The sequence below is a fragment of the Flavobacteriales bacterium genome, assembly GCA_026129465.1.
Taxonomy (GTDB): Bacteria; Bacteroidota; Bacteroidia; order Flavobacteriales_F; family PHOS-HE28; genus PHOS-HE28.
Map to the genome: position 1 here is coordinate 1,870,322 of JAHCIA010000001.1, position 26,758 is coordinate 1,897,079.

Consider the following 26,758-nt stretch of genomic DNA (forward strand, 5'->3'; position numbering starts at 1 on the left):
CTTATGGTGTATGTGGTGTGGTTCTCAGAATTGTACGGGCAGCTTCATCTGCACGCGCACCGGTTGGCCGCGTTCCATGCCGGGTTCCCAAGGTGCCGATGAGCGTATCGCCTCCACCAATTGGTGGTCCAGCTTCACGCCCTTCTGTTCGATCACCCTCACGTCGCTCAGCTGTCCGTCCTTCTCCACGATGAAGCTCGCCGTCGCGGAGCCCTTGGTGTGTTTGGTGTCCACCGGGCTCACCCTTTCCTTGATGTAGCGCACCAGTTCACGTTCGCCGCCCAAGGGGTAGCGCGGCATGGTCTGCGCACGGGTGTACACGATGTTGGCCAGCGGCTCGGGATCGTAGACCTTCTCGGCCAGGGGGCGGCCCCATTGGTCGAAACGCTCCCAAACACCGGTCTTCAGGCCCATGACGTACTCACCACGGCTCTCCACCTTGCCATTCCGGTGGTAGAAGATGAAACGGCCATGTTCCACAAGCATCTCGGGATCGGCGTAGCTGCCTTCGGTCTTCAACCCGCCGTCCATACTGAAGGTCTTCGCCAGGAACTGGCCATCCTTCACCCCAACGGCGATGCGGTAGTAGGCGGCGTTCTTCTTGGAGGTGGCTTCAAGCACCTCATTGAGGTATTGCTTCTCGCTCAACTGGGCCGATGCCTCCTGGGGAAGGTGGAGGCCGAAGACCAGGAACAGACAGGGAGATATGAGGGCGGTGGGGCGCAATGGGGGCATCTGAAGGTTCGCCCCTTGCAACGCGATGCATCCCCGGGGGGTTACAGCCTTCAGCCGGCCCAGCCCTCGCGGTCCAGACTGCGGTACTGGATGGCCTCGGCGAGGTGTTCGGTGCGGATGTCCGGGCCACCGGCCAGATCGGCGATGGTACGCGCCACTTTCAGGATGCGGTCGTAAGCGCGGGCGCTGAGGCCGAGCCGCTCCATGGCCTTCTCCAACAGGGCCTTTCCGGCATCGTCGATGCGACAGATCTCGCGCAGCTCACGGCTGCCGATCTGGGCGTTGCAGTGGATCTTCCGGCCGCTGTATCGATCCTGCTGCACCTTCCTGGCCGCGATGACCCTGTCGCGCATGTCGGCACTCTTCTCACTCTGCCGCTCGGCGCTCAATTCGGCGAAGGGTACCGGTGTCACCTCGATATGGATGTCGATGCGGTCCAGCAATGGCCCGCTCACTTTGTTCAGGTATTTCTGCACCACGCCCGGGGCGCACACACAATCCTTCTCCGGGTGGTTGTAGTAGCCGCAGGGACAAGGATTCATGGCGGCCACGAGCATGAAACTGGCCGGATACTCCACGGTGAATTTGGCCCGGCTGATGGTGACCACGCGATCCTCCAGAGGTTGGCGAAGCACTTCCAGCACCTGGCGTTTGAATTCCGGCAACTCGTCCAGGAAGAGCACACCATTGTGCGCCAGACTGATCTCGCCCGGCTGGGGGAAGGAGCCGCCACCCACCAGCGCCACATCGCTGATCGTGTGGTGCGGACTGCGGTAGGGGCGCACACTCAGCAGGCTGTCCTCCTTGCGCAGCTTGCCGGCCACACTGTGGATCTTGGTGGTCTCCAGCGCCTCGTCGATGTTGAGCGGCGGCAGGATCGTGGGTAGACGCTTGGCCAGCATGGTCTTGCCCGCGCCGGGCGGCCCGATGAGGATGATATTGTGCCCGCCTGCCGCCGCTATCTCGAAGGCGCGCTTGATGTTCTCCTGCCCCTTCACATCGGCGATGTCCACAGGATAGCTGCGGCTGCTGTTGGCGAACTCGGCCTCGATGTCGACGACCGTGGGCTGCACGGTGGGCGTGCCCTTCAGCAGGTCCACCACTTCGCGCAGATGCTCCACGCCGTAGACGACAAGCCCGTGCACGATGGCCGCTTCACGCGCGTTGGCCGCCGGGAGGATCACGCCTTTGAAGCCCTGTCGCTTGGCCTCGATGGCGATGGGCAGCGCACCCTTGATGGGCCGCACACCGCCATCCAGGGAGAGTTCGCCCATCACGAGGAATTCCTCCAGCATGCCGGATGGGACCTGCTCCGTGGCGGCGAGCAGGCCCACGGCCAACGGCAGGTCATAGGCGGTGCCTTCCTTGCGGATGTCGGCCGGCGCCAGGTTGATGGTGACGCCCTTGCCTCGTGGGAAATACAGCCCGTTGTTGCGCAGGGCGGCGTCCATGCGCTGCTGGCTTTCCTTCACCGCACTGTCCGGCAGGCCCACGAGAAAGAAGAACGCACCGTTCTCCACGTTCACCTCGGCGGTGACGATGGTGGCGTTGATGCCGAATACCGCGCTGCCGAAGACCTTGACGAGCATCGTTCAGTATCGCTCCTTCCGCGCCGGCTCCGCCAGATCGCGTTCGATGTGGTCGATGATGGCGTGGATGATCTTGATGTGCACCTCCTGGATGCGGTCGGCATAACCATCGTGCGGCACACGCACCTCCACGGTGCAGAGGTCCGCCAGCTTCCCGCCATCCCGGCCTGTGAGACCGATCACATGCATCTGCTTCTCGCGTGCCGTCCGCGCCGCGTGCAGCACATTGGGGCTATTGCCGCTGGTGCTGATGGCGAGGAGCACATCGCCCTCCCTGCCGTGGGCCTGCACGAAGCGCGCGAAGACCTGGTCGTAGCCATGGTCGTTGCCCACACAACTGATGTGGCCCGGATCGCTGATGGCCATGGCCGCGATGGGCGGCCGGTCGTCGCGGAAGCGGCCGGTAAGTTCCTCGGCGAAATGCATGGCGTCGCACATGCTGCCACCATTGCCACAACTGATCACCTTGGCGCCCTGTTTCAGACAGTAGCTCATGAAGGCCGCGGCCTGCTCCACTGCGGTGACGTTAGCAGGGTCGGCCAGGAAACGCTGGAGCACCTCGGCGGCTTCGGTGAAATGGGAACGGATGCGGTCGTCGCTCATCCCGTCAAAGATGCGTCAAACCGAACATCCGCCATGGGCGGGTAACGGCCTCACCTCCGCTCCGCCCGCAGGCCCAACTGGCCCATGGCATCCAGGCCTCGGCGGAGGAAGGTCTCGTACTCCGCCTTGTTGGGCGTGTAGCCCAGGGGGTCGGTCAGTAGGCGGCCATCGGGGCTGAGCAGCACATAGAGCGGCTGGCTGGCGCTGATGAAATTCTCCGCCTGCAGGGTGGCCCATTTGTTCCCCTTGGTGATGATGGGCTTCTTCACCCCGGCGGAGGTCTCATAGATGAACTGGTCCTCCTTGGGCAGTTCGCGCTTGTCGTCCACGTAGAGTGAGACCAGCACATACTCCTTGCTCAGCACATCGTAGATCGACTGGTGTGGCCAGACATTCTCCTCCATCTTGCGGCAATTCACACAGGCCCAGCCCGTGAAATCGAGCATCACCGGTTTGTTCTCGCGCCGCGCCCGCTCGAAACCCTCCTCCAGGTCATGCTCACAGGGCAGGTCCAGCGGACATTCGCTCTGCTGGGGATAGAGGCTGTAGAAGAGTGGTGGCGGGAATCCGCTGAGCAGTTTCAGGTTGCGCGCCTCGGCCATGGTGATCCCCGGCAGGAGGTAGATGACGAAGGCCGACGTGGCGATGCCCAGGCCGAGCCGCACCTTGGAAGGCCGCACGTTGGGGCTGTCATGTGGGAAGCGGATCAGACCAAAGAGGTAGAGCGCCAGGCCGATGCCCACCAGGATCCACAGGCCGATGAAGATCTCCCGTGGCAGCAGGCCCCAGTTCATCACCAGATCGGCGTTGCTGAGGAACTTGATCGCGAGGGCCAGCTCCACGAAGCCCAGCACCACCTTCACCGTGTTCAGCCAGCTGCCACTGCGTGGCAGGCTGTTGAGCCATTGGGGGAACATGGCGAAGAGCGCGAATGGCAGCGCAAGGGCCAGGCCGAAACCGCCCATGCCCGCCGTGAGCTGCCAGGCGCCACCATCGGCGGTGAGCGCCCCGGCCAACAGGGATCCCAGGATGGGCCCGGTGCAACTGAAGGAGACCAGTGCCAGGGTGAGCGCCATGAAGAAGATGCCGATCATGCCTCCGAAGCGGCTGGCGTTGGCGTCCATCCGATTCACCCAGCTGCTGGGCAGGGTGATCTCGAAGTAGCCGAAGAAGGAGATGGCGAAGACGATGAAGATGACGAAGAAGAAGACGTTCAGCCAGGGGTTGGTGCTGATCTCGTTGAAGATCTCCGGATTCACGCTGCCCAGCAGGTGGAACGGAATGCTGAACACGAGGTAGATGAGCAGGATGAACCCGCCATAGGTGACCGCGTTGTTCAAGCCCTTGCGGCGATCCTCGCTTCCCTTGGTGAAAAAGCTCACCGTGAGCGGGATCATGGGGAACACACAGGGGGTGAGCAGGGCCAGGAGCCCACCGATGAAGCCCAGGAAGAAGATGGTCCACAGCGTGCGGTCCTTGGGCACGGCGGCCTGTCCACGGATCACGGGCGCGTCCAGGTCCACCTTGGCCAGCTTCAGGATCGGGCCACCGCTCACCACGCTGAGGCCCTTGATGCGCTCATCATTGGGATCGAAGGGCATTGTGCTGAACTCATGCCCTCCGGTCGCGGGATCGACCGCGAAATAGGTGGGATCCGGAAAGATGCATTCGGCATCATCGCAGGCCATGTACTCGAAATAGCCTGTGATCACACTCCCCTCATTCGCCACCGAGACACGCTGGGTGAAGGTGGCCCAGCCCTTGAACTTCTTCACACGCACATCGAAGATCGGGTCGATGCCATCGATCGTCTCCTTGCCATTCTCCTTGGTGGTGCCCAGCAGCTCAAGACCCTCCAGATGATCGAACTTGATGGCGGTGGGGATCGGGCCCATGCCGTACTCCTCCTGCGAGTAGACCGCCCACCCGGTGTTGATGACGGCGCGGAACTCGATGTCCCATTGGCCGGTACCGGCAGGTGTGGAACGCACACTCCATCGCACGGGGTCGGCATGCCCGGTAACGGCGCCGAGCTGTGCTTGCACGGCGGTCGCAACAAGGAGCCAAAAGAGGAGGAGGAAATGCTTCATTCTTGGGAAGGCATGCCGTTGGGGTCCACTACCACTTTGAAGGGCACCCGCACGGGGGGCAGGCAGGTACGATCATCGCAGACCATGAATTCCACATCTCCAGACACGGTGAATGGCTCCCTGCTGCCCGGCATCAAGCGCACTTGGAATACGGGCGCACCACTGTGGTAGCGCACCACCATGGCGAAGTTGGGGTCGTAGGCCTCCACCGGGGAAGGGCTTTGCACCCCACCCAGCACCTCGTAAGCGTCATCGGCCTGGATCCGGAATACCGTGGGCAGCGGGCCCTGGTCACTGGGCAGTTCCGTGGCATAGAGGTGCCAGCCTTTCTGGATATGAGCCGTCATTTCCACGCTTACCGAGCCATCCTCCCACAAGGTGGCACCGAACGACCAGGAGACCGGGCTGTCCGCAGGTTGGCCGGCCAGGCCGGAGACGAGCAATGCCAAGGCGATCATGGGTGGTGCAAAAGTAGGCCCCACCCCTGCCACTGGCCGGGGACGTAGGGCCTGGATCCTTGCGATCCTTCAGTGGATCATGGGAACTCAATGCGAAGCACGCGGAAGACCGGAATGGTCATGCCGTACTTCAGGACGATGTTGTCCTGGTCGAAGGTCCAGATCGTGGTCTCCACGGCCTTGATACCCTCGGCATCGGCGAAGATGATGCGGCACTTCCCGTGTTCCCCATTGCCCAGCCGCGTGGCGCGCAACATCCGGTCCTGCAATTCGTGGCGCTGTTCATCCGTGATGGACACGGGCTGCCGCGGGAAACGGAGCGAGGGAATGTGCTCCTTGGCGATGAGGGTGGTCTCCGGACTCAACATGGCGATGGGTTTCAGGGCCGATAAGATAACACCACACCGTGGCGATCGATCCCCGGAGCTGGAATTATCCCAAGGGCGACCAGCCCTGGTATTCCATCCGCAGGACATCCCCATCCTGCACCCGGACCTCCTCGGCCAGGCGCAGTCCGCACAACCAGAGGATCCGCCCCTCACTTTCCAGGACCATGGCCTGTTCCCGCAGGTGATTGGGCACCTTGGCGTCCGTCAGCAGATCACTGACGAGTTTGCTTCCACCCAAGCCAAGGGGCCGCATCCGATCGCCCGCACGCCAAGGCCGCAGGACCAGCGGGAAGCGCACTTGCGACCCATCCATCCAAGCCACTCGGCCATTCTGGTGGTCCACCATACCGGACGCATGGGTGGTGATCCGCAGGGGCACGCCTTCCGGCAGGGATCCCGGCGAATCGATCGTCCACGACATAGGCCGGTCCGTTGCCGGTCCGATCACCAGATGGTCGCGATCCACCACCACCCGCATGGGACCGTGATGGAATGTCGCACCCGTGGCACCACGCCTCAGGGCCTCACGCAGGTCATCCAGCGCAGCGGGATGGAAGCCAAGCTGGGCAAGGAGCGCATGCAGCAACAGCCCGGGCGCCAGGCTGGAACGGATCGCCACCAACGGCACAAGCATCGACCCATCCGATCGGTGTTCGATGCCTTCCTTGATGGGGATCGTCTCCTTGCGCACCAAAGCGTCCACTTCGCGCAGCAGGGCCACATCTCGTTTCAGCACGCGCGCCGCTCCGTGCCGAAGATCCTCCAACAGTGGCATCAATTCATGTCTGACGCGATTCCGCAGGTACTTGGGGTCCCGGTTGCTCGCGTCCTCCCTGTAGCCGATGCCATGGCGACGCGCATGATCGAGGATCGTGGCGCGCTCCACCTCCAGCAAGGGCCTGATGAAGGGTCCACTGGCGAAGGGAATGGTGTTCCAGCCGCGTGCGCCCATGCCGCGCAGCAGGTGCATGAAGAGCGTTTCCACCGCGTCATCCGCATGGTGCGCCAAGGCCAGCTTGGGGGGGCCCTCCTCCACCAAACGCCGGAAAATGGCATAGCGCAGTTCGCGCGCGGCCATCTGTGGGGAGATCCCTTCCGCATCCGCATGCGCCTTGACCTCCACACGCTCCACCGTGCAGGGCAGGCCCAGCGCGTCGCATGCGGCCTCCACGAGGTCCCGATCGGCATCGCTCTCCACGCCACGCAGGCCGTGGTCCACATGGACCACATGGACCGGATGGCCCATGGTGCGCAGCACGTGCAGCAGGACCATGCTGTCCACCCCGCCGCTCACCGCCACCCACAGCGGCTCACCCGGAAGTGCCAGCCCCCTGCCGTACAGGGTCCGTTCCACGGCAGCGATCATGGTCCCAGCGCATCGATGACCGACCGCGCCTTGAGCTCGCATTCCTCCCATTCCGCCGCGGGATCGCATGCCGCGGTGATGGCGCTTCCGGTCGTGAGGGAGGTATGGCCTGTGGCGGCATCGTGCAGCACGGTGCGGATCACCACGTTCAGGTCGCCGGTGCCATCGGGTGAGAAGTGGCCCAAAGTGCCGCTGAACAGGCCACGTGCTCGGTCCTCCAAGGCGTCGATCAACTCCATGGCGCGGATCTTCGGCGCTCCGGTCATGCTGGCCATGGGGAATGCCGCGCGTACCGCATCCCAAGGCGTGGCATCGCTACGCAGCTCCGCGGAAATGGTACTGGTCATCTGATGCACCCGCGCGTGTGGCCGCACCGCGCACAACTCCTCCACGGCAACGCTGCCCGGCGACGAAACGCGAGCGAGATCGTTGCGCATCACGTCCACCGCCATGATATTCTCCCCGCGTTCCTTGGCATCATGTGCCAGTTCCTGTGCCAGACGGGCATCCTCGGCGGCGTCCCGCGATCGGGGGCGGGTACCCTTCATGGGCTGGGCGATCACCCGCCGGCCGACGAAATGCAGGAAGCGCTCGGGACTGGCGCACAGCCCGAATCGATCACCCATGCGGTGGAAGGCGGCGAAGGCGGCGTCCGTTCGCTCCAGCAGCTTGCCGAAGGCGGCGAAAGGATCGAAGCCGGGGGCATGGGCATGGCGGGAAACACAATGGTTCACCTCGTAAATATCGCCGAGCTGGATATGGTCCATCAGGCTTTCCACCTGCTGGAGGTAGCGATCGCGCGGGGTGTCCAGGGCCCAATCCAGTTGCTGGTCCAGCCCGGTCGATGGAGCGGGACCAAAAAGTTGCCGGCAGAAACCCAGCCCCTCCTCAAGATCGGCCGCATGGGCATGAAGCACCACCCGATCCGGGGTGCCTTCCACCACCCAGCGTGGCACCGACCACCGGGAGGTCGGGTATCCGAAAGGGTCCGGGTGCCGGGTGACCAAGGTTTCCAGCTCATTCTTCAGATCATAGGCGCAATGCCCGTAGCTCCAGTCCAGAGCGCGATACACCCCATGGTCATCAGCGTGGCTGAAGCGTGGCTTGGATCCCCATGAGCGCTCCCCCACGAATAGCAGCCACCTCCCCTGGTCGGCCAGGCGCCGGAAGAGGAATGCCCGCTCCTCACGAAGCGCCTCCCAGCAAGGCCAGCCAGGCATAGCAGGCACCTCCACGGACACCCTGCCAACCGGTCCGGCAGGCCGGCGAACAGGGTCCTGGGTGGGCGCGTTCGTCATGCGGTAAAGATCGGTTAACTTCACACCCGATCGTGCACAACCTCTCGCGGAGGGAGTGCGTCTATCATCCGGGAGGATCAAGAGGAAAAGCATTCCGATCATGCGCGAACAACTCACCGCCGGTGCCGCCTTGGGAAAGGCCACAGCGGATGGAAGGACCGGACCAGCGATGTCCATGTGGGTGACCGCCCTGCTTCTGGTAGGCTTGATGCTGCCTGAAGCCCAAGGCCAGGCCCGGCTGGTGTTCAACAATGACGCCTGGGTGCGTATCGACAATGGCGCTTGGGTGGTGCTGGAGAACCCGAACCCCAACGCCATCACCCAGATCAACGGCGCCAACCTGCGTAGCGAGGGCGAATTCAACCGCGTGCGGTGGCAGATCCGCAATACGGTGGGCACCTATGTGCTGCCCTACACGAGCCCCAATGGCGTGAAGATGCCATTCACCTACCGGGTCACCACCGCCGGATCCAATGAGTTGACCGCCTCAGTCTGCTTCTCCACTTACAACTACGCGGCGATGGCCATCGCCCCGGCGGACCACTGGAACAACTTTCTCTATCGGCCAAGCGATGTACTCCACCTCAACAGCTGGCTACAGCCCATCGTACCCAACTCGGACAATGCGGTGGACCGCTTCTGGATCGTGGACCCCGGCGCGGCCGGTTATGCCTACGGCACGCTGCCCAATGTTGAACTGGACTTCACCTATGACCCCAACGCCGCGAACGGTGAGGTTCGTCCAGGCAACTTCATCATGCCACCCAGCCCTGTGGGAGCCCAGCGCTTCAACACCGCCATCGGGCAATGGGGCGATTACATGCCCGCTGGTACGCACGTGAATGGCGCCCCTGTGAGCAGCGTACTCACCGTTCCCGTGCCCGCTGCGGATTTCTTCCGCTCATGGACGCTGGCCAACTTCCTCGACCCCCTGCCGGTGGAACTGGTGCAGTTCAACGCCATCTGCGAAGGACAACAAGTGGTGCTTCGCTGGACCACGGCGAGCGAATCGAACTCGGACCACTTCCGGGTGGAGCGCAGTGCCGATGGCATGAATTGGTCCCCGATCGGCCAGGTGGAAGCCGCCGGATACAGCTTCACCACTTTGCACTACCTCTATGTGGACCCGCAGCCACAAGCCCTTTCCTACTACCGCTTGGTGCAGGTGGACCATGATGGCAGCGAGCGGGCCAGTTCGGTGAGCGCGGCCGGCTGCGGCGGCGGTGGATATACCGAGATCGTCAACGCTTGGGATGACGGTTACGACCTGAATGTGCTGGTGCAGGCCTATGGCGACCAGATGCATCTGGTGCGTCTGCTCGATGCCGGTGGCAAACTGGTGTGGAGCCAGGGCCAGGTGTCTCTGGTGGACGGCCTTACCACCGTGCGCATCCCCAAGGACGGCATTGCACCGGGCATCTATGTCGTGCGCTTCGATGGGCCGGAGGGTCCCATGGCGCGGCGGGTGCCGCTGTTCCGGTAGCGCGTCCGTGCGGCCCGCAACAGCAGGGCAGTGAGGAGCACGATGGCTAGCAAGACCGCCACACGGCCGATCACATCACCGAATTTCACGAAGGGCGTCCAGGTCCTGTTCAGCCGTACACTGCTCCGCCGCGCAGCGGGTTCCCACCAGGCGGTCAGATCCTTCATCACTCCACGCTGGTCCACAAAACAGCTGATGCCCGTATTCGCCGAGCGCGCCACTGCGCGCCTGGTCTCGATGGCCCGCAGCCCGGAGAATGCCAGATGCTGCCGATAGCCCGGTGACCGGCCCCACCAGCCGTCGTTGGTGATCACCGTGATGAGATCGCCTCCGTTGCGCACATGCGCGGCCACATGCTCGCCGAAGACCGATTCGTAGCAGATGACCGGGATGGCGGAAAATCCTGCGGATCTATCACGGAACACAGCACGCTCTTCCTGCTGCGCCAGGCTACCCGTGGTGCCACCGAGATCCAAGGCCAGGTCATCCAACCTGCCCAGCACGCTTTCGAAAGGCATCGCCTCCACACCGGCCACGAGCTTCGATTTGCGGTAGTGCCCTACCGTTCCGTCGGCGGCTAGGAATACCGCCGCATTGGAGGCCTGGTACCATCTGCCCGTGTTCTCGCCAAGGTGCCGCGCGGCCGGTGGCTTGGGCGCACCCTGCGGTACCAGATAGTAGGACGACATGCCCGCCAGCATGGCCACACCAGGGTGATCCGCTTGAAAGGCGCGCATGCGCTCCACGCTCGCCGAGCGGCCCAGATCATTCTCCCAGAGACCGTGCAACCCTTCAGGCCCGGCGGTCAGGTCGGCGTAGGAGCGTTCCTGCAGCGCCGTCTCGGGCAATATCACCAGCCGCGTTCCGGGTCCCATCGCGGCATCGGCTTGTGCCAGCATCTGCTCCAACTGCGTCAAGGCATCCACCCCGCCGAATTTCTCCAGGTAGGGATCCACGTTGGGTTGCACCACCACCACATCCAACTCCGCTCCGCGCTCCTCATAGGTGTGGAAGCGGACCAGGGAAGAGGACAAGGGCAGGAGGACCACCAGCACGGCGGCGATGGCGTGTCGCTTGAAGGGAGCACCGATCATCCTGTTCCGCAGCGCCGCATCCAGCAGAATGGTCACCACCAACACCCAGAGGCTGCCGCCGAGCATGCCCGTCACTTCATACCACTGGACCCACGCGGGCCAGAAGCCGAAGACATTGCCCAGCGAGAACCACGGCCATTGCAGGTCCCAACCGTGGTGCAGGCGTTCCATCGCCAGCCAAAGGATCATGAAGGCCGGCACCGCCACACGCGGCGAAATGATGCGTGCTGCGACACGCTTCAACCACCAGGGCATGGTCATGAGCAATGTGTTCACAACCACCGGCGCGGTCACGCTCACGATCCGCGTGGGCATCGGCTCACTGACCATGAAGAACCACCAGGAACAGGAGGCGTTCCATACGAAGTGCGCCAAAAGCACCCATGGGACGAAGGATCGCCTGCCACCGAGCGTATCGTGTAGCCGCTCGGCGTGGAGCAAGGGCAGCCAAGCCACGAATGCCAGGGGCGCCAGGCCACCGATACCCGGCCAGGCCGCCGCCCATAGCAGGCCGCTGAGCATGGACCAAAGCAGGAGGCTGGATCGGGATGCGGCCATGCGACGGCCACGAAAGTAAACGGCGAGGACCGCGGCGCTCAGCGCAGCAGATACATCTTGCCGAAGCCCTTGTGGAAATAATCGGACGCGCCGGTCTGGCGGTATTCGATCTCCTGCCCGTTGAGCTGTGCGATCACCCGGTAGAGGTACACGCCACGCGCGAGGCGGTCGCCGAACTCGTCGGTACCGTCCCAGGCGAACTCGGTGATGTTGCGGCCCACGCGGATCGGACCCAGCTCGTGCATGCGCACTTCGCGCACCACGCGCCCCGTCACCGTCAGGATCTGGATCTTCATGTAGCTGGGCGGTTCACTGCCGGTGACGGTGAAGACGAAGCGTGTGCTGGTGGTGAAGGGGTTCGGATAGTTGAGCACCTCGGTGATGGTGGGCCTGTTGATCACCTCGAAGGAGACCTTGTAGTCGTACTGCCCGCTCTGGTTGCTGCTCTTGTCCTGCGCCTGCACCGTCATCGTGTACTTGCCATCGCTGCCGAAGCTCGGACGGTAGTGGATCTTCGAGACGTTGTTGGGACCATCGGCGGGGATGAACTGCATGTTCTCCGATCCATCGCTGTTGCGGAAGTAGATGCGCTGCAGCGGCAGGCCCGGCCCGGCGAGGAAGACCTTGAAGTGGATGGTGTCCGTGGGCTGGTCCAGCAGCAGCACCGGGTTCTCATCATTGAGCGTGACCTGGATCTCGGGTTTCGCCGAAACGATGTCGCCATCCATGATGTGGATGCCGTCGAAGGTGACATCCAGTATCGGGTTCTCGCGGTCGATGTCCACCTCGAAACCGATCTGCAGGATATTGTTGAAGCGATATTGCTCCCGCTGATGGTACTGCCCGGTGAGACTGTCCACCGGGTTGGCCTCCACGATGAGGCTGTTGATGCCGCCCAGGCCCATGGTGGAGAAGCGCACGGTGTCCATCAGCACGGCGCCCGCGGGCAGCGGCGCGTTCAGCTTGTAGTGGATGCCGTGCCGCACGTTGTTGCGATCGATCACCCAGGCGCCCACCAGCATGCTGTCCATGTCGAACTGGCTGATGTTCTGGATGGCCACGGCCAGTGCGGCTTCCTGCCCTTGGAACAGGTCGTTCAAGCCGTTGTAGAAACCGGCGCCCGGATGGATGGCGCATTCCGGCACCGGCGCGCCGAGCAATTGCCACCGCTGCATCTGCGCGGGCTCCTGATCGTCCGGTGAGAGATCGTGGAAGATGCCGCGGATGCGCAGGTAGGGGTATTGCGCCGCATCGGCGATCCCCGAGAGGTCCGGTATGGAGTCCAACTGCGAGGGCCAGTTGCCAAGCTCAACCTCCACGCCCTGGTCCGTCACACCGCGCAGCACGATGCGGGTGCTGTCCTCCACGTTGCCGGGGACCTCGTTCCAATAGAGGCCGTACCAAGAGCTCGCCGGACCGGCCTTCATGGTGGTGATCGTGCCCTGGTCGGTCAATCCTTCCAACAGCACGGAAAGACTGATGTAGTCGTCGATGTGGGTGCCCACCACCTGCTGGAAGGAGGAGAGGTCGCCCTTCTGCACATAGAAGATGAATGGCACGCTATCCGGCAGTTGCGCGAAGCCAGGCACGCCGAGTTCCTCCATCGCCGTGAGCACGTCCGCGTTGTTGTTGGCGGTAGCGAACTTGTCCATGTAACGCCAGGTGTACACCAGCACATGGTGGCCGTCGGGGATGTGGTTGCGCAGCATGTCGGCCATGCCGATGAGCTGGTCGGCGCTGTTGGTGCGGAAGCTGAAGAACAACTCCACCCGGTTGCGGCAGGCGGTGCCGTTGTTCTGGTTGCCGTACTGATGCTCCGGGTTCTGGCCGTTCCAAAAGGTGCCCCAGGGTTCGAACATGGGATCCACCACCGCCACATGCCAGGCGGGCGAGTTGCTGCATCCACTGCTGAAATCCTGCGGCACCAGGTCGAGCACCCAGCGTGTCTGGTAGCTGGCCTCGTTGATCGTGTTGCCCGCCACGTAGCACTGCAGGTTGCGGTTGCCGGTCTCGAACTCGAAGCGGCGGTTCGGCCGGTCGTAGACCACCCCGTTGTACGTGTCGTTCTTGAACTGGAAGTAGTGCGCCTGTCCCCAGCCGTGCTTGTTCGGAATGTATTGGAAGGAGCGTTCGTACCAGTTGTAGCCCTCCGCCGCGGTGCTGTCCCGGCTGCATCGCCAGAAGAACACCGTGCTGTCCTGCAGTGAATTCAACCCATAGATCTGCAGGGGCTGCCAGGAGACCACCCCGCCCGGTGCGGTGATGGTGGTGGTCTCCAGCATGGGGCTGTTGAAGAGGTCCGTGGTGTCGATCTGGAACACATAGGTGCGTGGTGCCGCCAAGGGGTCGCCGGTGCTGGCCTTCAGCACAGGGTTCGCGTCCGGCACGATGGCGAAGTCGTAGGGGTACACCGGGATCAGATCGCCCGAGCTGATGTAGACCGAGGTGTTCACCACGTTGTTGGCGAGATCCTCCATCTCGGGCACCTCGTCGGGGTCGCGGTCCACGCGCACCTGGATCTGGTTCAGGCCCTGGCCGCCGGAGAAGCCCAACGAGGGCAGGTGGAACACGGCCGTGTCGCGCAGGTACACGTTGTCCAGCTGGCGGAAGTATGGCGGCACGTTGGGCAACTCCGGCGCGGATCGCTCCAGCACCACGTTGATCGGGCCGTTGACCGCCTTGCCGATGTTGTGCACCACGGCCTTTACGGCGAAGGTGTCCACCTCGGCGGTGACGTAGGCGGGGTCGAAGATCACGTCCTGCAACTCGATGTGGTAGTCCGGCAGCGGCCAGGAGTTGAGCACCAGGGTGGGGTCGCCCTGCAGGGTGAAAGTGTGCACGTTGTTCTGGCGCACGATGTCCATGGCCTCACTGAGCTGCGTGAAGCCCGCATGGCGCATGTGCTCGCCAATGCTCTTGCCGTAGTTCAGCTGGCTGAAGCTGCGATAGAAATGATTCGTGTACTGCGACAGATAGAGCGTGTAGCCCACATCCACCGAGGCCAGGAACGCGATGGGGCCATGCCCCGGCATCAGCGTCCACTGCTCGCTGTTGCTGAAGTTGTCGTTCATGTGGATGTTGCCGATGTAGCACGAGTTTCCGATCACCAGCGGGTGGCGACCGCCCCAGTCGTAGTTGCTGGGGTCGTCGATGGTGATGTCGAAACCGTTGGCGAAGGCGTGCGCGATGAAGGTCATCACCGTCACGCCCTCCTCGATCTTGGCGCGCACCGAATCGGCCGCCGCCTGCTGGAACACGTCCGAGGAGGTCTTCTTGAAGGTGGTGACGTCGCCACCGAAACAGGTGTCCTCGGCGATGGCCTTGAAACCATTGAGCAGGTTCTGGTGCAGGACACTTTCCGCCGCGTTCACCCCACCAGCGAAGTGCAGGATGTTCTTCATCCATGCCGCGCGCGGTTGCGCTTCCAGCGCGGCCACCTTGTCGCGGTAGGCCAGCACTTGCGCGGGCGTCTCGGCGCTCAGCCGGCCCACGGGGATCTCCATGCGCCGGAAGTCGCCACGCAGGCCGATGGTGATGCACGGATCGCTCACCGGCCAGCCGAAGCCAGGCACCAGGCAGCGCTGATAGGCGTCGCCAAAGGCGGGCCTGTAGCCCTGGGAACCCGCGTTGATGTGCGGTGCCTGCACCGACTTGCCGATGAGGAAGAGCGCGCGCGGATCGGTGCTCCACTGGTCCAGCACGTATTTGCTGAAGGCGCGGATGGCCAGACCATGCTTGGGCACCCCGCCCGCGAACTGGTCGTAGAGCTCATCGATCTCCACCACCACCACGGGCATGCGGCGGTCCACATCCACGGTGTAGGCCAGGTTCTCCCGGTAGTGCGCGTATTCCAGCGCGCCGGACATCAGCGACTCGTGCGTCACGATGATCATCGCCGAGTCCTGCTCCAGGGTGCGGTAGTCGGTGAAATAGCCCGTGCCATTCACAGGCTCCAGCGCCGCCACGTTGGTGATGAGCCCTTGTGCGAAGATGTAGCCCTGCGTCTCCGGCTCGCTTGGGTGCATGGGTATCAAGGTCCGCCAGAAATTGCTCTGGAACGTGGGGATGATGCGGCGCACCGTGTCGCCATAGGCATACATGATGGGCACGCCCGCCCAGCTGTGGAACTGGAAGAACACGATGTCCTCCCCGGGCTGTTTCGGCAACCACGCGCGCATGCTGTTCGAGCTGTGCATGTGGATGTTCTTCGCGTACCGGATGGTGGTGTTGCTCACCGCCTGGCGGTCGATGTATCCGGGATTGGTATAGCCGATCTGGCCCGGCGCGGTCAGGTCATTCAACACGCGATAGCGGATGGCGATGCTGCTGGACATCGCCGCGACGGGTATCTCGAAGGTTTTCCTGATCGCCTTGAAACCCCTGTAGATGGTATCCAGCGCCAACTCGCCGGGCGCCGGGCCATAGCGGATCTGCAGATGGTGGTCATCACTTTGGGCACTGCCCGGATTGTTCACGCCCACGGCCACAATGGTCACCTGGGGCGCAGGGGCATCGGCGCCCAGGTATGGCTGCGGCGTGGCCATGCCCACGGTCTGTTCAGGAGCACCCGGCGCTACCAGGTCCGTGGTATGCGTGTAACCCTCGGCCTCGGAATAGAAGCCACTGCTCACCGCCGCGCCACTGTTCTCCACGAAGGCGCCGGCCCGGTACCGGCCATGCTGCGAGAAGAACGCCTCCCCGACGTACCAAGTGCGCGGCGTGTAGGACGCGAAGTCCGTGTTCACGTAATTCACGATCCGCTTCTTCTCGGCATCAGGATCCCAGGTGAGGAAATAGCGGATCGTATCGTTGAAGAAGCTGTACGTGGGGTTGAAGAGCCAGGCGGGGTTCTGGAAGAGCCGCACATCGATCCACGCGTCGTTCTTCATGGCGCGGAACTCGATGAAATCGCTGGAGTTGAACTCACCGTCCGCCTCCCCCTCCACATAGATGGGCACCTGCTGCTCGCGGCTGAAGAGCATCAGATGCCGGGGGTCCACGGTGGCCACGGGAAAACCGCTCTGCGCCAGCGCGGCCGAATCGATCCGCATGATGCCATCGGCCACCACGCTGAAACGCCAGTACTGGCGCGTGTGGTCGATCCATTCGTTGCCGTAAGGCCCCTGCGCCAAGCCCGCCAGGGCATGGACGATGCAAAGGACCGGCAACAACCTACGGATCATGACGCGGGCCGCTTGAACAGATCGAAGCGCAGGGAGAAGATGTTGGAGTAGAGCGCCACGCTGTTGTCACCGATGTCGGTGAGGGCATAGTCGATGGCCACGCTCTTGATCTTCAGACCCAGACCCAGGTTGGGCTGCATGGTAAGCTGCCTGCGGTCGGTGATATCGGTGACATACTGGAAGTAGCTGAGGCCGGTGCGCACATACACCACGTTGGCATAGCCCACCTCCAGGCCCACGCGCGGGTCGCAGCTCCAGGTATCGCTGGCGATGAGGGTGTTGCGGCGGCCGTCGAAGGTGTTCTCCAGGTCCAGCGCGGCGATCAGGTTGAACTTCTCGCCGAAGCGGAACTCGCGCGCGGCGCCGAGCATCATGCGCGGCAGGGTCACCTCCACGCTGTTCTCAGGGATCTCGTTGCCCGTGGTCATGAACACGTCCACGGTGCGCTGATCCAGGGTGTAGCTCCAGGCGTTGAAGGTGCCGGTGACATCGCGCGCCACGGCGGCGAAGCGCCAGCGGTCGCGGTCGTATTGCAGACCGCCGTCCAGCCCGAAGCCCCAGGCCTGTCCGAACTGGCCCACACGGCGGTAGATCACCTTGGCGTTGCCGCCGATCCGCAGGCCCGGCACACGCAGCTTGCGCGCGTAGGTGACCAGGAAGGCATGGTCGGCGCTGCTGAAGGAGGTGATGCGATCGTAGTCGATGTTCCCCGAGGGATCGATCAGGTCGATGGTGTTGGGGATGTTGTCGATGCCGAAGCGGATGAAGGTGATGCCGATGGTGCTCATCGAGTCGATCGGCCGCGCCAGGCCCACATAGTCGTACTTGGCGATGCCGGCGAAATACTCGCTATGCATCACACCCACCTGCAGATCGCCCTGCACCCCCAGTATGCCGGCGGGGTTCCAGTAGCCGCTGGTCACATCGTTCACCACGCTGGTGAAGGCGCTGCCCATGCCCAGGGCACGGGCGCCCACGCCGATGGCCAGGAACTCGTTGCTGTACTTGGGAGCGTCCAGCCCACCACCGGAACTTTCGCCGCCCGATTGGGCCAGCGCGCCGATAGGCAGGGTGATCAGAAGCATCGCGGCGCTGCGCACGCCCATCGTCCGGAAGGTCATCATCGGCTCTGGTATTGACGCAGCTATTAACACAAGGTGGCCCCGATCATTGCCCCGAAATTAGTTTGGAACTTCGGGCCGCCATGCCCCGCCTGCCCGACCTGCTGACGACCGCGAACCTATGTTGTGGCGTGGGCTCCATCCTCTTGGCCTCCCAAGGACAGCTAACACTGGCGTGTTGGCTGGTGTTCGCCGGGGCGGCCTTCGATGTGCTGGACGGGCTGGCCGCCAGGGCCCTGGGCGGGGGCAGCGAATTGGGCAAGCAACTGGACAGCCTGGCGGACATGGTCACCTTCGGGGTGGCACCGGCCTTCATCGTCTGGATGTTCGCTTCCAGTCCGATCGGCATCCTGGGGACCGCGATCCTCAGCCGGTTCATCGAGCCCGCGCCCGGTGAGCAGCAGTATCTGGTCGGCCTGGCGGCCATGGCACTATGCATCGCATCCTGCTGGCGGTTGGCCAGATTCAATGTCGACACGCGCCAAACCGGCGGCTTCCTCGGCCTGCCCACCCCGGCCAATGGCCTGTTCTGGGTGTCGCTCATCCTGGGCGTTTCCGGGGTGGCGGTCGTGGAAGGCCCGGGCCACGCAGGCATCATGCAGGTCCTGGACGATCTCCTGGCCAATCCCGCGGCCCTGTTCGCCCTGGCCATCGCCATGGCGGTCCTCATGCTTTCCTCCCTCCCCCTCGCCTCGCTCAAGTTCATGCACTACAGCTGGCGGGGCAACGAGGTCATCTATCTGCTCCTCGGCATTGGAGCGATGCTGGTGGTGCTGTACGGCATGCTGGCCGTTCCGCCGATCCTACTTTTGTACCTGCTCAGCCCGCTGTGGGGCAAGCTCTTTTCCAAAACCCTATGAAGAACTTCCGCGCCGCCATCGATGTGATGCCCCACGACAACCTGCTGGACCCCCAAGGCAAGGCCGTGACCGGCGCCATGGGCAATCTGGGCCTGCCGGAGATCAGCGGCGTGCGGATCGGCAAGCACATCACCCTGCATGTGGAGGCCAAGGACAAGAAGGCCGCCGAAGCCAAGGTGGACGAGGCCTGCAAGAAGTTGCTGGCCAACCAGGTGATGGAGAAGTACTCCTTCCTCGTTGAGGAAGTTGGAAGTTGAATGTTGGAGGTTGCGCGACCTCCAACTACCCCCGACCTTCAACCTCCAACAGGATCCTTCCGCCTCAACACAAAATTCCGCCCCAGGTACTTCTCCCGCACCTCAGGGTCACCGGCCAATTCCTCGGCGGTGCCCTGCTTCAGGATGCGGCCTTCGTAGAGCAGGTAGGCCCGGTCGGTGATGCTGAGGGTCTCCTGTACGTTGTGGTCGGTGATGAGGATGCCGATGTTCTTCTTCTTGAGCTTGGCCACGATGCCCTGGATGTCCTCCACGGCAATGGGGTCCACCCCGGCGAAGGGTTCATCCAATAGGATGAATCGCGGCTCGGTGGCCAGTGCGCGGGCGATCTCGGTGCGGCGTCGCTCGCCCCCGCTGAGCACATCGCCCATGTTCTTCCGCACATGCTGCAGCCCGAATTCGTCCAGCAGGCTTTCCAGCTTGGCGGCCTGGTCCGCCTTGCTCATTCCGGTCATCTCCAGGATCGCGCGGATGTTGTCCTCCACGCTCAGCTTGCGGAACACGCTGGCCTCCTGCGGCAGGTAGCCGATTCCCTTCTTGGCACGTTTGTACATGGGCAGGTCCGTGATGTCCTCCTCGTCCAGGTACACGTGGCCCTCGTTCGGTTTGATGAGCCCCACGATCATGTAGAAAGTGGTGGTCTTGCCCGCGCCGTTGGGTCCCAGCAGCCCCACGATCTCGCCCTGGCGCACCTCCACGTTGGCGCCATTCACCACCGTGCGGCGCTTGTAGCGCTTGATGAGGTCCTTGGCGTGGAGCACGTCAGAAGGCGATGTTGAGTTTCAGGCGGAAGGCCCAGGGTCTGGTATTGGGGTGGTCCAGGTAGGTGAGGCGGCGCACGGCATCCACGCGCAACACCTTCAGGATATTGCTCACACCCACTGAAGCTTCGGCGAAGGGTCCACCCGCAAGGTCGTACATGAAGGGCAGCAACTCCATTTCCTCGCGGTGCTTTCGGTCCAGGGAGCCGACGGCCACCTTCAGACCGAGCACCTCACGCCACTTCAACCTGCGGAAGAGCGGCACCCGGTTGAAGAGCAGACCATCGAGGTTCTGTTCCAGGAAGAGCGTGGCGCTGCGATCGTTGATGAACTCGAAGAAGTTCATCGTGTTGAAAGCGATATCGTCCAGGTAGAAGGTCTCGTTGCCGGCATTGATCAGCAGCAGCGGATAGGGCAGCGTGCCCCAGACCTGTCCACCGGTGACGGTGTAGCGCAAGTGGCCGAACGCGCCCATGGGCACGCGGTGCTGCACGCGGGCGATGAGCTTGGTGTAGTCGTAGTTGCCTTCCAGCACACCCTTGACGCCCTGTGCCAGATGCACCTGAAGCACCGGAAAGCGTGTGCCCAGGCTCACCCGGGTGAAATCGCCGCTCACGTACTTCTCCTTCCAGGCGAAGCGCGTGTTCATGATCAGCTCGCTGGTGGTGATGCTGTTCACCAGGTCCGGCTCGGCGTCATCGATATTGCGCACATAGGCCAGGCTGCCGCGCGGGAACAGCGTGCGGTGGCGCAGCATGAAGGTGCTGCTGAAGCCCATGATCCACTCCCGCTCCACCCAGGCCTGGTACTCGTCCACCATGGTGAGCTTGTCGTTGGGTGTGCGGCGGAAGGCGCTGCTGAGGATGTTGTCCTCACGGAAGGCGCCGACACTCTGGCCCAACTGCTCGATGTCGCGCTTGAAGGAAGCCCCGGCGATCACCCGTGGTTCCCGGCTGATGAAGAACTTGGTGGCCAGGCCGTACTTCACCTCGGTATCCAGGGTGCCGTAGGCGGCGTAGCCCTCGAACTCCACATTGCGGCTCCATTGGCTGCTGGTGCGCGCGCCCACGCGGAAGCGGCTTCCTTCCACGGGGTTGAAACTGTACACCGTGAAATATGGGCCCAACTCCAGGTTGTCCATCGGGTAATAGCCCGTCACCACGGTCTGTATGATGTCGATGTAGGTGCGGAAGCGTGGGATCGTCTTCATGGTGTCCACCATGTGGTAGATCGCCAGTTCCTTCGCCGTGAGCGGTATGTGGCGGTTGCTCTCCCAGAAGTCGCTGCCTTCGCTGAGCGGATCCACGGCCATCACCACCTCCTCCACCCCGGCGTAGAATCCCTCCTCGCGCGGCCGGTTGATGGTGAAGTCCCGGTAGGTGGCGGTGCGCCGACCATAGAGCCCCTGCACGGCGTTCTTGTTGGGCTTTCCCGCATCGCGGATGACATTGAGGTCCACGACGAGTTCATCGCGGGTGAGCATCCACACCTCGGTCTCCACCTGGTCGTACTCCTGCCGCACACGGAAGGCCTGCACGAAGTTGAGGTTGGCGCCCTCGTGTATCCCCGCTTCGATGCGGCGCACGGCGTAGGTGGTGTCGTTGATCCACATCTCGCCCTTGAAGGCGAGTTCCTGCGGGCGCTTGGGCGTGAACTCCAGTTTGTAGCACCAGTAGCGGCCGATGTAGGCGCTGTCCGTGAGGTAGTAGTTGTAGAAGCCCCGGCCACCATCGGCGATCGGGCTCACGAAGTTCTTTCCGAAGATCAGCAGGAAGTTGTCGTAGATGTTCACGTTCTGGTACATGTCGCCCATGAACTGGCTCACGCTCTCGTTCTCCACGCCGCTCACCTTGGTGCCGCGGATCAACTCCTTCCGCGCACGCGGCTTCTGCCGGTAGAACACCTCGCTGAGGGTCTCGGTCATGAAGATGGGCAGGTAGGGCTTGGCGTCCGTGCTGTCGATGTTGTCGAAGATGAACGCGAAGGGCCTGAAGAGCTTCTTCTCGGTGAACTCCTTGGTGATGTTGTTCAGGTCGAACTCCACCTTGTTGTACGCCTGGTACTCGTAGGCGTCGAGCTTCGCGCGGTTGTTGGTGGGCTTGTGCTGCACCACGCGGCGCAGGATGGTGAATGCGGGGTTCTCGTCGGAGGGTCGGATGATGACCTCGGCCAGTTGCACGCTGCTCGGCTCCAGGGCGATGTCGATCCGTTGCTCGCGGTCCTTGCGCACGGCGCGGCTCTGCGCCCTGTAGCCCACGGCGCTCACGCGGATGGAATCGGTGGCGTAATAGGTCTCGAAGGCGTAGTTGCCATCGAAGTCGCTGGTGGTGCCGATGCGGCTGTCGATGAAGGCGATGTTGACGAAGGGTACCGGCTCGCCGGTGGCCGCATCCGTGATCTTGCCGGTCACACGCGTGGTCTGGGCCATGGTGGCACAACACCATAGGACCGGCACCGCGGCGAGTATCCGCCATAGGTTGTGCGTCGACCGGTTCATGCGGTGGCTGTGGCGACGTTGGCCTGGGCAGCGCGGCGTTCCATGCGGCGCAGGGTGCGGGCGCTGAGGATGATGCCGCCCTCGTAGAGCAGCATCAGCGGCGCTGTCACGATCAACTGGCTGATCACGTCCGGCGGCGTGATGATGGCCGAGGCCACCAGCACCAGCACGAAGGCGTGCTTGCGGTAGCGCCGCAGGAAGTACGGGGTGATGAGACCCGCGCGCGTGAGGAAGAGCACCACGATCGGCAGTTGGAAGAGGATGCCGGTCCACAAGGTCACGCTTGTCACCATGCCGATGTAGCTGTCCAGCGCGATGGTGTTGCGCACGGCCTCGCTCACCCGGTAGCTGCCGAAGAACTGCACACTCAAGGGTGCCAGCAGAAAATATCCGAAGGAGACGCCAGCCATGAACAGGAGCGACGCGAAACCCGCCACCCAACGCATGGGGGCGCGCTCCTCGGGGCGCAGGCCGGGCGCCACGAAACGCCACAACTCCCAGATCACATAGGGAAAGGCCACCACGATCCCGGCCACCGCGCTCACCATCAGGTGGGTGAAGAACTGGCCGCTCATGCTGATGTTCTGCAGGTCGAAGCCCACCCCTTGTGCGCAGAGCGCATCGCCCATGCCCAGCGCCTGGCCCAAGGCGCAGAAGCCCCGGTAGGTGACGAAATCGCCACGCATGGGCCCCAGCACCACCAGATCGAACACCACGGCCTTGGCCACGAAGGCGGCCACCATGCCGATGCCGATGGCGATCGCCGAGCGCACCAGGGTCCACCGGAGCTCCTCCAGGTGTTCCAGGAAGGTCATCTCTGTAGCGGCTTGCTGGCTGGCCACGGGCGGTGCGCGCATGTCCCGCGCTCCTGCGGCGCCCCGCCGCCGAAGGGTATCTGGGACACGGCCAAAGATAGAAGCGCACTTCCCGTTCGTTGGCGGTCCTGCCCTTGGAGCAGGTCTCCCGGCCATCCTTCGCACCTTAGCGCTCCGCCATCATGCTGCGCCTGCTGCTCGCTCCCTTCGCCTGGCTCTATGGAGCGGTGCTGCTGCTTCGCCACGCGCTTTACGACCAAGGCTTCCTTCGGCGCAGCGGTACGCGCATCCCCAGCATCGGCGTGGGCAACCTGGCATTGGGCGGTACGGGCAAGACCCCCCATGTGGAACTGGTCTTGCGCACGCTGGAAGGCATCGCCCCCATCGCCACGCTCAGCAGGGGCTACGGCAGAAAGGCGAATGACATCCGGGAAGTGCGTGGGGATGATGGCCCCGCGCAGGTGGGCGATGAACCCCTCCTATTGAAGAAGAAGTTCCCGGCCGTGCGGGTATGGGTGGGCGCCGACCGGGTGGCGGCGTTGGAGAAGATGGTGGAAACCGTTCCCGCGCTGCAGGCCGTGGTGCTGGACGACGCCTTCCAGCACCGCCGCATGGATGCCGGTCTGGACATCCTGCTCACCACCTGGCACCGTCCCTGGCACCGCGATGCCCTGCTGCCCGCCGGCCGGCTGCGCGACCTGCCCGCCCGCGCACGCTTCGCCGATGTGGTGATCGTGACCAAGAGCCCCGCGCTTCCCGCGCAGGCCGACCAACTCCGCTGGCGCGAGGAGCTCGGTCTTCGTCCCGGCCAGCCCCTGTTCTTCAGTGGCATCACCTATGGGGAATTGCGGGTCGAAGGGACTGGGAGGGTGGAGGCTGGCCCGGACGACACGCAGCCGTCATCCTTCAACAGCCAACCTGCGACGGCCCTCAACATCCTCTTGACCACCGGCATCGCCGACCCGGCACCCTTGGTGGACCACCTGCGGAGCCGCTGCGCAACGCTCGACCACGCCGCCTTCCCGGACCATCATGCTTTCACACCCGACGACCTGCGCGGCCTGGCGGCGCGATACGCTAATTTCGCCACCGGCCCGAAAGTGCTGGTCACCACGGAAAAGGACGCCATGCGGCTGTTGCCGATGGTCGCGGGAAGTCCCTTGGAGGGTCTGCCGCTCGCGGTGATCCCCATGAAGGCCTTGATCCTCAACGAACCCGAACGCTTCGCCGCGCTGATAAGAGACCATGTTGCCACGCATCCAGCGGATCGCTGACCACCTGAAAGAGGCCACCGGCGGCTTCAGACCGGAAACCGGCATCATCCTCGGCAGCGGCCTCAGCGGCCTGGCCCAAGCCGTGGAGGTGGCGCATGCCATCGCCTACCGCGACATCCCCGAGTTTCCCGTGAGCACGGTGGAAGGCCATCCGGGCAAGCTCCTCTGCGGCACGCTGGCCGGCAAACCCGTGGTGGTGATGCAGGGCCGCTTCCATTTCTATGAGGGCTGGAGCATGGATGAGGTGGTACTGCCCGTGCGGGTGATGAAATTCCTCGGCATCAAGCGCCTGCTCCTCAGCAACGCCTGCGGTGGCGTGAACCCCGACATGGAGGTGGGCGACCTGATGATCCTGGACGACCACATCAACCTCTTCCCCACCAATCCGCTCATGGGGCCCAACATCGATGCGCTGGGCCCGCGCTTCCCGGACATGAGCGAACCTTACGACCACGCCCTCATCGGCAAGGCCAAGGCGATCGCGCAAGGGCATGGCATCGCCGTGCGCACCGGCACCTATGCAGGCCTCAGCGGGCCCTGCCTGGAAACACCCGCCGAGTATCGCTACGTGCGCGCCATCGGCGCCGATGCCGTGGGCATGAGCACCGTGCCGGAGGTGATCGCCGCGCGGCACATGGGCATCCCCTGCTTCGCGGTGAGTGTGATCACAGACCTGGGCGTGCCGGGCCGGATCGAGAAAACCACCCATGCCATCGTACAACGCGTGGCCAGCGAGGCCGAGCCGAAGCTCACCCGCATCTTCACCGACCTGATCGCCAGTTGCTGATGGAGGCCGTGAGGGAAGTCGTCACAGGCACCGGTGCGCCGCACTGGAGCGAACGCTACGAGTTGGTGGTGGGCCTGGAAGTGCATGCCCAGCTGATCACCGCCAGTAAGGCCTACAGCAGCGACCCCAACGCCTATGGCGACCACCCCAACACCAACGTGAGCGTGGTGACGCTGGGCCATCCCGGCACCCTGCCCGTGCTCAACAAGAAGGTGGTGGAACATGCCATCCGCCTGGGCCTGGCCACCAACTGCGGGATCGCACCGTGGATGCACTTCGCCCGCAAGAACTACTTCTACCCCGACCTGCCCAAGGGCTACCAGATCACGCAGGACCACACGCCGATCTGCACCAAGGGCCATGTGGACATACCGAACACACGCGGTGGCGAAGGTCCATTCACACGCATCGGCATCACGCGCATCCACATGGAGGAGGACGCCGGCAAGAGCCTGCACGATGTGGATCCCTTCAACACCCTGGTGGACCTGAACCGCGCCGGCGTGCCCTTGCTGGAGATCGTGAGCGAGCCCGACATCCGCAGCGGGCAGGAGGCCTACGACTACCTCACCGAGATCCGCCGCCTGGTGCGCTACCTGGACATCTGCGACGGCAACATGGAGGAGGGCAGCCTGCGTTGCGATGCGAACATCAGCCTGCGGCCCAAAGGCGAGAAAAAGTTCGGCACGCGCTGCGAGGTGAAGAACATGAACAGCTTCCGCAATGTGATGCGGGCCATCGAATACGAAGCGCAGCGGCAGAGCGAGATCCTGGCCGCAGGCGGTGCCATCCACATGGAGACGCGCACCTTCGACGCCGCCAAGGGCAGCACCGTGGGCATGCGCAGCAAGGAGCTGGCGCACGACTACCGCTACTTCCCCGAACCCGATCTGCAGCCCATCACCGTCAGCGAAGCGATGAAGGAGGCCATCCGCAAGGCGATGCCACCGCTGCCGCGTGAACTGCGCGCCAAGTACACCGGTGCATTGGGACTGAGCGAATACGACGCCGCCATCCTCACCGACGACAAGGCCACCGCGCTCTACTACGAGGCCGTGATCGCGCACACCGGCAACCATAAGGCCGCCGCCAACTGGGTGATGGGCCCCGTGCGCGGCTGGGTGAACGAGCGCGGCCTGGCCATGGCCGACTTCCCCATCACCGCCGAACGTCTCGCCGGACTGATCACCCTGATCGACGCCGGCACCGTGAGCCACTCGCTCGCCAGCCAGAAGCTCTTTCCCCTGATGCTGGAGGACACCACCGCATCCGCCGCAGATCTTGCGAAGAAGCATGACCTGGTGCAGGACACCCGCGAGGACCTGGTGGAAGCCATCATGCGCGACGCCATGGACCGCTACCCGGACAAAGTGGAAGCCTACCGGCAGGGCAACAAAGGGCTGCTGGGCCTCTTCATGGGCGAAGTGATGAAGGGCACCCACGGCAAGACCGACCCCAAGCGCGCCAATGAAGTGGTGCGCCGCATGCTGGAACACAACTGACATCCCCGAAAAGGAACATG

General features: G+C 63.6%; 20 protein-coding genes. 6 read left to right on the forward strand and 14 right to left on the reverse strand.

Going from position 1 to position 26,758, the window contains the following annotated elements; genetic code table 11:
* Positions 1–24: 24 nt before the first annotated feature.
* The 8 genes from KIT10_08015 to KIT10_08050 form a co-directional block, all read right to left on the reverse strand.
* On the reverse strand, positions 25–735 hold the full coding sequence (locus KIT10_08015) for an energy transducer TonB (GenBank protein ID MCW5899202.1): 711 nt from the start codon (positions 733–735) through the stop codon (positions 25–27).
* Between the two features lie 50 nt (positions 736–785).
* Positions 786–2,324 (reverse strand): YifB family Mg chelatase-like AAA ATPase, encoded by a 1,539-nt coding sequence (locus KIT10_08020; protein ID MCW5899203.1) that lies wholly within the window; start codon positions 2,322–2,324, stop codon positions 786–788.
* Positions 2,325–2,327: 3 nt separating this feature from the next.
* Complete coding sequence (lpcA, locus tag KIT10_08025) at positions 2,328–2,927, reverse strand: D-sedoheptulose 7-phosphate isomerase (GenBank protein ID MCW5899204.1); 600 nt, start codon at positions 2,925–2,927, stop codon at positions 2,328–2,330.
* Between the two features lie 50 nt (positions 2,928–2,977).
* Positions 2,978–5,017: a thioredoxin family protein gene (locus KIT10_08030; GenBank protein ID MCW5899205.1), complete on the reverse strand. Its 2,040-nt coding sequence runs from the start codon at positions 5,015–5,017 to the stop codon at positions 2,978–2,980.
* Positions 5,014–5,475 (reverse strand): hypothetical protein, encoded by a 462-nt coding sequence (locus tag KIT10_08035; GenBank protein ID MCW5899206.1) that lies wholly within the window; start codon positions 5,473–5,475, stop codon positions 5,014–5,016. Before KIT10_08035 ends, KIT10_08030 begins: the two co-directional genes overlap by 4 nt.
* Before the next feature lie 77 nt (positions 5,476–5,552).
* A complete protein-coding gene (locus tag KIT10_08040; GenBank protein ID MCW5899207.1) occupies positions 5,553–5,843 on the reverse strand; it encodes a hypothetical protein in 291 nt (96 codons plus the stop codon).
* 64 nt (positions 5,844–5,907) lie between these two features.
* Positions 5,908–7,218, reverse strand: a complete 1,311-nt coding sequence (gene tilS / locus KIT10_08045) for a tRNA lysidine(34) synthetase TilS (protein MCW5899208.1) — start codon at positions 7,216–7,218, stop codon at positions 5,908–5,910.
* Positions 7,219–7,226: 8 nt separating this feature from the next.
* Positions 7,227–8,528 (reverse strand): anthranilate synthase component I family protein, encoded by a 1,302-nt coding sequence (locus KIT10_08050; GenBank protein MCW5899209.1) that lies wholly within the window; start codon positions 8,526–8,528, stop codon positions 7,227–7,229.
* 100 nt (positions 8,529–8,628) lie between these two features.
* Here KIT10_08050 and KIT10_08055 point away from each other — a divergent pair, with 100 nt between their 5' ends.
* Positions 8,629–10,011, forward strand: a complete 1,383-nt coding sequence (locus KIT10_08055) for a hypothetical protein (GenBank protein MCW5899210.1) — start codon at positions 8,629–8,631, stop codon at positions 10,009–10,011.
* Here KIT10_08055 and lnt read toward each other — a convergent pair.
* Genes lnt through KIT10_08070 form a run of 3 tightly spaced genes read right to left on the reverse strand, consistent with a single transcriptional unit; the run spans position 9,948 to position 17,931 of the window.
* Complete coding sequence (gene lnt / locus KIT10_08060; GenBank protein MCW5899211.1) at positions 9,948–11,663, reverse strand: apolipoprotein N-acyltransferase; 1,716 nt, start codon at positions 11,661–11,663, stop codon at positions 9,948–9,950. The two genes, KIT10_08055 and lnt, sit on opposite strands and share 64 nt — an antisense overlap.
* A gap of 38 nt (positions 11,664–11,701) precedes the next feature.
* Positions 11,702–16,846 (reverse strand): hypothetical protein, encoded by a 5,145-nt coding sequence (locus tag KIT10_08065; GenBank protein ID MCW5899212.1) that lies wholly within the window; start codon positions 16,844–16,846, stop codon positions 11,702–11,704.
* Complete coding sequence (locus KIT10_08070) at positions 16,843–17,931, reverse strand: PorV/PorQ family protein (GenBank protein ID MCW5899213.1); 1,089 nt, start codon at positions 17,929–17,931, stop codon at positions 16,843–16,845. Before KIT10_08070 ends, KIT10_08065 begins: the two co-directional genes overlap by 4 nt.
* 119 nt (positions 17,932–18,050) lie before the next feature.
* Here KIT10_08070 and KIT10_08075 point away from each other — a divergent pair, with 119 nt between their 5' ends.
* On the forward strand, positions 18,051–18,827 hold the full coding sequence (locus KIT10_08075; GenBank protein ID MCW5899214.1) for a CDP-alcohol phosphatidyltransferase family protein: 777 nt from the start codon (positions 18,051–18,053) through the stop codon (positions 18,825–18,827).
* A complete protein-coding gene (purS, locus tag KIT10_08080; protein ID MCW5899215.1) occupies positions 18,824–19,084 on the forward strand; it encodes a phosphoribosylformylglycinamidine synthase subunit PurS in 261 nt (86 codons plus the stop codon). Before KIT10_08075 ends, purS begins: the two co-directional genes overlap by 4 nt.
* Before the next feature lie 38 nt (positions 19,085–19,122).
* Here the strand turns inward: purS and lptB are convergent, their stop codons facing one another.
* The 3 genes from lptB to tatC all read right to left on the reverse strand — a co-directional run bounded on the left by lptB (position 19,123) and on the right by tatC (position 23,175).
* Positions 19,123–19,863: an LPS export ABC transporter ATP-binding protein gene (lptB, locus tag KIT10_08085; protein MCW5899216.1), complete on the reverse strand. Its 741-nt coding sequence runs from the start codon at positions 19,861–19,863 to the stop codon at positions 19,123–19,125.
* 1 nt (position 19,864) lies between these two features.
* Complete coding sequence (locus KIT10_08090) at positions 19,865–22,291, reverse strand: carboxypeptidase-like regulatory domain-containing protein (protein MCW5899217.1); 2,427 nt, start codon at positions 22,289–22,291, stop codon at positions 19,865–19,867.
* 65 nt (positions 22,292–22,356) lie between these two features.
* Positions 22,357–23,175 (reverse strand): twin-arginine translocase subunit TatC, encoded by an 819-nt coding sequence (gene tatC, locus KIT10_08095; protein MCW5899218.1) that lies wholly within the window; start codon positions 23,173–23,175, stop codon positions 22,357–22,359.
* A gap of 182 nt (positions 23,176–23,357) precedes the next feature.
* On the opposite strand from tatC, the gene lpxK reads away from it, so the two are divergent.
* The 3 genes from lpxK to gatB are packed head-to-tail and all read left to right on the forward strand — an operon-like array spanning position 23,358 to position 26,738.
* Positions 23,358–24,449 (forward strand): tetraacyldisaccharide 4'-kinase, encoded by a 1,092-nt coding sequence (gene lpxK, locus KIT10_08100; protein MCW5899219.1) that lies wholly within the window; start codon positions 23,358–23,360, stop codon positions 24,447–24,449.
* The gene (locus KIT10_08105; protein ID MCW5899220.1) at positions 24,421–25,236 is read left to right on the forward strand and encodes a purine-nucleoside phosphorylase; all 816 of its coding nucleotides are present in this window, start codon (positions 24,421–24,423) and stop codon (positions 25,234–25,236) included. Before lpxK ends, KIT10_08105 begins: the two co-directional genes overlap by 29 nt.
* Positions 25,236–26,738 (forward strand): Asp-tRNA(Asn)/Glu-tRNA(Gln) amidotransferase subunit GatB, encoded by a 1,503-nt coding sequence (gatB, locus tag KIT10_08110; GenBank protein ID MCW5899221.1) that lies wholly within the window; start codon positions 25,236–25,238, stop codon positions 26,736–26,738. Before KIT10_08105 ends, gatB begins: the two co-directional genes overlap by 1 nt.
* Positions 26,739–26,758: the final 20 nt, after the last annotated feature.

Excerpts from the sequence above, each read along its gene's own strand:
- KIT10_08015 (MCW5899202.1), bottom strand. The coding sequence starts at position 735 with ATGCCCCCATTGCGCCCCACCGCCCTCATATCTCCCTGTCTGTTCCTG.
- KIT10_08020 (MCW5899203.1), bottom strand. The coding sequence starts at position 2,324 with ATGCTCGTCAAGGTCTTCGGCAGCGCGGTATTCGGCATCAACGCCACC.
- lpcA (MCW5899204.1), bottom strand. The coding sequence starts at position 2,927 with ATGAGCGACGACCGCATCCGTTCCCATTTCACCGAAGCCGCCGAGGTG.
- KIT10_08030 (MCW5899205.1), bottom strand. The coding sequence starts at position 5,017 with ATGAAGCATTTCCTCCTCCTCTTTTGGCTCCTTGTTGCGACCGCCGTG.
- KIT10_08035 (MCW5899206.1), bottom strand. The coding sequence starts at position 5,475 with ATGATCGCCTTGGCATTGCTCGTCTCCGGCCTGGCCGGCCAACCTGCG.
- KIT10_08040 (MCW5899207.1), bottom strand. The coding sequence starts at position 5,843 with ATGTTGAGTCCGGAGACCACCCTCATCGCCAAGGAGCACATTCCCTCG.
- KIT10_08050 (MCW5899209.1), bottom strand. The coding sequence starts at position 8,528 with ATGACGAACGCGCCCACCCAGGACCCTGTTCGCCGGCCTGCCGGACCG.
- KIT10_08055 (MCW5899210.1), top strand. The coding sequence starts at position 8,629 with ATGCGCGAACAACTCACCGCCGGTGCCGCCTTGGGAAAGGCCACAGCG.
- lnt (MCW5899211.1), bottom strand. The coding sequence starts at position 11,663 with ATGGCCGCATCCCGATCCAGCCTCCTGCTTTGGTCCATGCTCAGCGGC.
- KIT10_08065 (MCW5899212.1), bottom strand. The coding sequence starts at position 16,846 with ATGATCCGTAGGTTGTTGCCGGTCCTTTGCATCGTCCATGCCCTGGCG.
- KIT10_08070 (MCW5899213.1), bottom strand. The coding sequence starts at position 17,931 with ATGCTTCTGATCACCCTGCCTATCGGCGCGCTGGCCCAATCGGGCGGC.
- KIT10_08075 (MCW5899214.1), top strand. The coding sequence starts at position 18,051 with ATGCCCCGCCTGCCCGACCTGCTGACGACCGCGAACCTATGTTGTGGC.
- purS (MCW5899215.1), top strand. The coding sequence starts at position 18,824 with ATGAAGAACTTCCGCGCCGCCATCGATGTGATGCCCCACGACAACCTG.
- KIT10_08090 (MCW5899217.1), bottom strand. The coding sequence starts at position 22,291 with ATGGCCCAGACCACGCGTGTGACCGGCAAGATCACGGATGCGGCCACC.
- tatC (MCW5899218.1), bottom strand. The coding sequence starts at position 23,175 with ATGACCTTCCTGGAACACCTGGAGGAGCTCCGGTGGACCCTGGTGCGC.
- lpxK (MCW5899219.1), top strand. The coding sequence starts at position 23,358 with ATGCTGCGCCTGCTGCTCGCTCCCTTCGCCTGGCTCTATGGAGCGGTG.
- KIT10_08105 (MCW5899220.1), top strand. The coding sequence starts at position 24,421 with ATGTTGCCACGCATCCAGCGGATCGCTGACCACCTGAAAGAGGCCACC.
- gatB (MCW5899221.1), top strand. The coding sequence starts at position 25,236 with ATGGAGGCCGTGAGGGAAGTCGTCACAGGCACCGGTGCGCCGCACTGG.